1 protein-coding gene is annotated in these 328 nt (G+C 47.6%); it reads left to right on the forward strand.

Features of this window, described 5'->3' with window-relative positions:
• A partial coding sequence (locus tag AB9F29_RS21675) for a NosD domain-containing protein (RefSeq protein ID WP_369757220.1) occupies positions 1–328 on the forward strand: 328 nt, incomplete at both ends.

Here is a 328-nt window from a genome sequence, read left to right on the forward strand (position 1 = left end):
AACAATGTCATTTTGCAAGATAACCTGAGCCTGTCGGACATCAGTCACGGCATGATGCTGAACTATGCCAACAACGCCGATGTGTCGGGAAATCTGGTGCGCGGTGTGGCAAACCGTTGCACCTTTATCTATAATGCGCACAAAAATCTGATCTATAATAACCGCTTTGAAGGCTGCAATATTGGCATCCATTTTACCGCAGGTTCCGAGCGTAACATCCTTACAGGGAACGCTTTTCTCGGCAATCGGACACAGGTCAAATATGTCGGAACGCGCGATATTGAGTGGAGCTTTGATGGGCGTGGTAATTACTGGTCGGATCATTCCA

The sequence above is a fragment of the Falsihalocynthiibacter sp. S25ZX9 genome (assembly GCF_041205405.1).
GTDB classification, from domain to species: domain Bacteria; phylum Pseudomonadota; class Alphaproteobacteria; order Rhodobacterales; family Rhodobacteraceae; genus Falsihalocynthiibacter; species Falsihalocynthiibacter arcticus.